Origin of the sequence: Lyngbya sp. CCAP 1446/10 (assembly GCF_026130175.1) — a bacterium.
GTDB lineage: Bacteria > Cyanobacteriota > Cyanobacteriia > Cyanobacteriales > Microcoleaceae > Microcoleus.
Map to the genome: position 1 here is coordinate 1 of NZ_JAIGNI010000115.1, position 4,699 is coordinate 4,699.

Here is a 4,699-nt window from a genome sequence, read left to right on the forward strand (position 1 = left end):
GCCGCTCTTTCTTTTTCCATATCTTTCTGTGGCATTTGTAAGTTATTCATTTTTTTATTGTCACAATCAATTATTGCATATAATTATATCATAATAAGTGTAGATAATGATTTAGGATTGCTATATGCTAGAGCTTTGAAAGGTCAAAGAGCCCAGGGGCCAAGACCAACTAAACGTGGCAAAAATGTCTCAATAATTGGAGCCATGTCAGTCAATGAAATTTTGACATCGGTTAATTTAATAGGTGGAACTGATGCAATTACATTTGAAGCTTTTATTATCAGAAAACTTGTGCCAAAACTATGGAAAGGTGCTTGTGTAGTGATGGACAATTGTTCTATTCACATGGGAGAAGAAGTGAAAAAAGCGATCGAAAAGAAAGGGGCAAAATTAATATACTTATCACCTTATTCACCAGATTTTTCACCAATTGAAAATCTGTGGTCAAAACTTAAAATTATTCTCCGTTCTATCAAAACTACTAATTATCAAGAATTAGCCAAAGCCATAGATTTGGCGTTCAGTCAAGTTACATCATCAAATATTTTTAACTGGTTTACACACTGCTGTTATTGTACCTCATCTTTGTGAGAAAGGCTATACGAACTTTTAACGCAGCTAAATAGTATTCAATCGCTGTTTCCAGATTATCTGCCTTTTCTCCCCGTAGTCTGTCCTTGTAAATATCCCCCAAATTATGCTGAATTCTTGCCCATTCATAGTCATCTCGCTCGCGGGGATAGACTTCTGAGGCAGCTTTGTAACATTCGATTGCTTTTTCAATATTTTCTGCTTCTGACTCTTTAATTCTGTATAAGTAGGCAAGTCCCAAATTCATCTGAATTGCTGCCCAGCTTTCGGAATAAACTGTTCGACTACAGACTTCTAAGGCTGCTTCGCAACACTCTTTTGCCATTTCAATATTTTCTATTTTTGAACCATGAATTCGCTCTGTGTAAACAACTGCCAGATTATTAAGAATTCTTACCCAATCTTTAGGGAAATCTTTGCGGGAGTAGACTGTTAGTGCAATCTGATTACCTGTAAGAGCAATTTCTTGATTGATTGCTCGATTCCCTAGTGGAAACTTCTGAATTAATCTGCTAAAAGCAGAAATAATTGCTACAATACCTAGCTGTCTTTCTAATTCTTGATTTTTTAAATATTTGTCTGCATAAACTTTCAAAGTGTACATAAAATCTATATTTAATTGATCCTCCTTTCCTACCAAAAAAGAATACACTTCTTCTTGATTGCCATTGCTTCTTTCAGTTAACGATAATACTTCTAATAAAAAATCAATACAAATGGTAAAGGTCACAGCACCAGTCTGAGTAGCCAGTTGCTCCGCTATATCTTTCAAAAACTCTGCTGTACTTTCATATCCTTGGGTAGTAAGCTGTTCTACTACTTGCCTCATCGTATGTACCAATCCACCATCTATCAGTTCTTGATTGGCGTTCAAAATTTCATTTACCTGGGTGGGATAATCCAACAGCATACGAATCAGAGTCAAGTAAGCTTGAGTGCGACTATCATCCATTGGGAATTACCTTCAAATTTATAATGCTTGATTATAGCCCCAACACAGGCAACTTCCCCTGAATTTTCAAATGATTTAATCTGACTCACCGAGGGGAATGTGAGTTACCCCCTGGATGATTCGGCAGTTGAAACCGCAGCTACATAAACGAAATCCGCCTGCGCGGACTAAGAGATAACAGACTCTCGAAACTTGTCAACCCTCTTCTTAGCTGCTATAGTGTAGACACTCTGTATATACATACCTGAAAAAGGTGAAATTATCAGAGTAATATCACTAGCTAGAGGATCGGGATATGGTTGCAACGATCGCTAAATGGGGAAACAGTCTTGCTGTTCGGATTCCACAGCATTTAGCTCAAGAGATTAACTTAGCAGAAGGTTGCCAGGTGCAGCTTGTGTTGATAGATGGTAAGCTGACGATTCAGCCGATAAATCGTCGGCGGTATTCGCTTGAAGAGTTAGTTGAGGCGATTACCCCAGAAAATATTCATAATGAGATTGATAGTGGAGTTGCTGTGGGGAATGAAGTTTGGTGACACAATCAAATCCCTACATTCCGAGTCGAGGCGATATCGTTTATTTAGACTTTGACCCAACAAAGGGACACGAACAAAAGGGACTTAGACCTGCTTTTGTGCTGTCGCCTCGTGCTTACAATGAGAAAAGCTCCTTAGCTTTATTTATGCCGATCACAAAACAACAAAAAGGGTATCCTTTTGAAGTTCCTCTACCGACTGGATTGAAAGTTCAAGGAGTAATTCTTGCAGATCAAATCAAGTGTTTAGACTGGAAAGTTCGCGGTGTTCGATTCGTTGAGTCTGTATCTGAAGATGTAATTGAGGAGGTGCAAATCAAAATTGAGCCATTGTTACTGTAAAAGCGATCGGCGATCGCGGATGATATTGAGGATATTTTTTTTCCAAATAAGCTGCGATCGCTTTTTTCCGATTTGCCCTTTCTGACAAACCGGGCGGCGCATCTTCTAACAGATGTTCGGGATGTCCCCCACGCCTTTCTACAATAGTTTGACGCGGTTGTAAACTCAGCCAGCGATCTTTAACTAAGCTTTTAATTAATTCATCGCTTGTAGTTTTCTCCATTCCTAGAATTTCTACTAAATAAGCTTCCGTTTCCTTGTCCAATTCTATACTCAGCATGACAACCTCCGAATTAATTACACTAAATTATACATTCTCCTAAGCCCTGCTGCTGATATTATTGTATCCATTGACGATATTTTGGAGTCAGTCTGTTATCAACCCACCACACGCAATCCTCCCCTTAGCCGATCGACATCACGGGCTAGTCCATACATTGCTTGAAAGTCACGTTCCTCAATAATGCGGTACTGTCCTGTTTTTGTCTGGAGGGTAGCAATGACACCATTGGCGATCGAACTGAGTGCTTCTGCGCCCTGCAAACGAAACTTCTCAAACGATGTCCAATTTGCACCGCTTCGCAACCTAAATTTTTTATTTGTAATCTGCATAGTTTCACCTCTTTACTATATCCTAACGTAAACCCAACGAAAAAACAACGGCTCTTGATTTAGATGGGTTAGGTGGCCAGAAACCGGGTTTTTTTGAGATTCTGCGTTACTGTTGGCAAAAATCGTAAAAACCCGGTTTCTTAGAGGGTGCGCGGGTGGCCAGAAAGCGGGTTTTTTTGAGATTCTTCGTTACTGTCGGTAAAAATCGTAAAAACCCTGACGGAATCGAAATATTTCGCGCGCGCGCGGACACTAGGAATATAACCGCTGATTTTATGCCTCTTAGGGATTAACTGAACCGTATCAATTTCTACCCAATCCCGTGCAAGAAATCGAAATTACCGTTTCCCGCAGACTTTTTGAGCGCATTGATAATTTTCGTTGTATTATCGTAAGGCCCTTCAATATAACAAGGTTTTCCATTACGACCGAATTTCAAGCCAATTTCGCTGGTTGATTCTCCTAAATGAGCCTTCGACTCCTCGAAATCGCGATGCGGTTCAAAGCCTAATTTTCGGGCATAGGCGATCGCACCCCAAACCAGGGCTTGTGCTTGCTCTAAACTAATCTCCTCGTACTCTTGCCCAAACTGCGAGTAACAATGCCCAACGAGATTTTTATATTGGCTATCGTTGCAGTTACGTGGCGGCATGACATCCTTAACTCCCAAACACCAGTAATCGATCAAATAAGAGGCCGCAACAAAACGATTGTATCCCTTGGAACGGGTAACCATCACTAAACCCAAACCGCTCGTTTCAGAGGTTTCATTCCCTAACAACACCTTCGCAAAATTTACATCCACGAGACATTGAGCAACGGGCAATAACTCTCCTTTTTCGGCGCTAGCGAGGGCTGTTTGTTCTGCCTGAGATATCAGAAAGGTACTGACTTCGGATGCTTTCAATCCTAACTTTCGGGCAATTTGTTTGGGCGTTAATTGGCGATCGCGCAGGTTGAGAATCTCTTGTTCTTGTTCGGGTTGCATGGTTTTTTTACTGCTGTCAGGGCAGGGTTCGATCTGAGTAGATTATTGTATCGCGATCGGGCGCGAAAGTACAGATTTACTTTGGTGACGAGTGACGAGAAATCGGATTTTTGCGACAAACTTCGTAACATTGCAAATATTCAGGAAAAAACCCGGTTTCTTAGATGGTGCGCGGGTGGCCAGAAACCGGGTTTTTTTGAGATTCTTCGTTACTATCGGCAAAAATCGTAAAAACCCGGTTTCTTAGATTGTGTGCGCGTATCCGGCCGATGAAGGACTGAAGTCCTCACTACGAACCTAGTTTTGGGCTAATTTCGGTGGCCGCCCCATTAAGCCGGTCATCAAGCGCAACGATACAAATCGGACTGGGGAATTGTTCGCAAACACCACAATCCTAAGCGGCGAAATGCGACTATTGGCAGCCAAGTATTGGAAAATAATCTATCTAGGAAATCGGTAAATCCTAACACGATTAAATTTTCTTTTTTGCGCCAGTTGTGATACTACCGTTTCAAGACTCGTAAATCGCCGATATCTTCACCTTTTTCGTGGGCTTGCTGCAAGATTTGGGCGATCGCCCTTTTATCAAATCTCAGGGCGATCGTCTTTGTTACGGTAGTGATAAATATGTAGTGATTAGATATTCATTGGCTCAAAACATAGTTGTAATGATGGAT

General features: G+C 41.0%; 7 protein-coding genes and 1 pseudogene. 3 read left to right on the forward strand and 5 right to left on the reverse strand.

Translation table 11 applies throughout. The annotated features are described in order from the left end of the window. The coding region (locus tag K4039_RS26315) for a transposase (RefSeq protein WP_265239451.1) at positions 1-591 on the forward strand (591 nt) is incomplete at its 5' end. Here the strand turns inward: K4039_RS26315 and K4039_RS26320 are convergent. Continuing rightward, on the reverse strand, positions 557-1,543 hold the full coding sequence (locus K4039_RS26320) for a tetratricopeptide repeat protein (RefSeq protein ID WP_265239452.1): 987 nt from the start codon (positions 1,541-1,543) through the stop codon (positions 557-559). The genes K4039_RS26315 and K4039_RS26320 overlap by 35 nt on opposite strands. A 295-nt stretch (positions 1,544-1,838) precedes the next feature. On the opposite strand from K4039_RS26320, the gene K4039_RS26325 reads away from it, so the two are divergent. Together K4039_RS26325 and mazF are read left to right on the forward strand one after the other, a co-directional pair. Further along, complete coding sequence (locus tag K4039_RS26325) at positions 1,839-2,081, forward strand: AbrB/MazE/SpoVT family DNA-binding domain-containing protein (RefSeq protein ID WP_265239453.1); 243 nt, start codon at positions 1,839-1,841, stop codon at positions 2,079-2,081. Continuing rightward, a complete protein-coding gene (gene mazF / locus K4039_RS26330; protein WP_265239454.1) occupies positions 2,078-2,422 on the forward strand; it encodes an endoribonuclease MazF in 345 nt (114 codons plus the stop codon). Before K4039_RS26325 ends, mazF begins: the two co-directional genes overlap by 4 nt. Here mazF and K4039_RS26335 read toward each other — a convergent pair. The 4 genes and pseudogenes from K4039_RS26335 to K4039_RS26350 form a co-directional block, all read right to left on the reverse strand. Next, positions 2,397-2,702, reverse strand: coding sequence for a hypothetical protein (locus tag K4039_RS26335; RefSeq protein WP_265239455.1), 306 nt, complete (start codon positions 2,700-2,702; stop codon positions 2,397-2,399). The two genes, mazF and K4039_RS26335, sit on opposite strands and share 26 nt — an antisense overlap. A gap of 98 nt (positions 2,703-2,800) precedes the next feature. Then, complete coding sequence (locus tag K4039_RS26340; protein WP_265239456.1) at positions 2,801-3,034, reverse strand: hypothetical protein; 234 nt, start codon at positions 3,032-3,034, stop codon at positions 2,801-2,803. Positions 3,035-3,344: 310 nt separating this feature from the next. Continuing rightward, a complete protein-coding gene (locus K4039_RS26345) occupies positions 3,345-4,022 on the reverse strand; it encodes a DNA-binding response regulator (RefSeq protein ID WP_265239457.1) in 678 nt (225 codons plus the stop codon). Between the two features lie 297 nt (positions 4,023-4,319). Continuing rightward, positions 4,320-4,609: pseudogene (locus K4039_RS26350) on the reverse strand (FAD-dependent hydroxylase); the annotation flags it as partial. Between the last annotated feature and the right edge of the window lie 90 nt (positions 4,610-4,699).

Bases quoted from the DNA above. Each gene is read 5' to 3' on its own strand.
- K4039_RS26325 (WP_265239453.1), top strand. From the start codon at position 1,839: ATGGTTGCAACGATCGCTAAATGGGGAAACAGTCTTGCTGTTCGGATT.
- K4039_RS26320 (WP_265239452.1), bottom strand. From the start codon at position 1,543: ATGGATGATAGTCGCACTCAAGCTTACTTGACTCTGATTCGTATGCTG.
- K4039_RS26335 (WP_265239455.1), bottom strand. From the start codon at position 2,702: ATGCTGAGTATAGAATTGGACAAGGAAACGGAAGCTTATTTAGTAGAA.
- K4039_RS26340 (WP_265239456.1), bottom strand. From the start codon at position 3,034: ATGCAGATTACAAATAAAAAATTTAGGTTGCGAAGCGGTGCAAATTGG.
- K4039_RS26345 (WP_265239457.1), bottom strand. From the start codon at position 4,022: ATGCAACCCGAACAAGAACAAGAGATTCTCAACCTGCGCGATCGCCAA.